This is a genomic window from Streptomyces sp. SID13726, from assembly GCF_010548375.1.
Lineage (GTDB): Bacteria > Actinomycetota > Actinomycetes > Streptomycetales > Streptomycetaceae > Streptomyces.
Genome location: NZ_JAAGLY010000813.1, coordinates 1 through 392, shown reverse-complemented (window position 1 = coordinate 392; position 392 = coordinate 1). Strand labels below are relative to the sequence as shown.

General features: G+C 68.4%; 1 protein-coding gene. It reads left to right on the top strand.

What is annotated here, in order from left to right:
* Positions 1-371, top strand: a 371-nt coding sequence (locus G3I78_RS50445; protein WP_164437390.1) for a DUF4307 domain-containing protein, incomplete at its 5' end; no start/stop codon positions are given.
* Between the last annotated feature and the right edge of the window lie 21 nt (positions 372-392).

Genomic DNA, 392 nt, shown 5'->3' with positions numbered 1-392 from the left:
GTGCGGACCGCAAGCTCAAGATCGTCGGTTCCGTGCTGGGCGTCGGGCTGCTGGGCGTGGTCGGCTGGATCGGCTGGGACTACGTCGCGGGCCAGAGCGTCAGCGCCCAGGTGATCAAGTTCCAGGTGGTCTCGGACTCCGAGGTGAAGGTGCAGCTGGAGGTGCGCAAGGACGCCGGGGTCACCGGGGTCTGCACCCTGAGCTCCCAGAACGAGGAGCACGCCGAGGTGGGCCGTGCGGACTTCACCTTCGCACAGAAGGACACGCGCGTGGACGAAATGCTCTCGCTGAAGACCACCGGCCGGGCCACGATGATCGAGCTCGTGGGCTGCAAGGCCGCGGGCAAGGGCACCACGCCGACGGCAGGCTGAGCTCTTTCCAGCTCCCGGGCC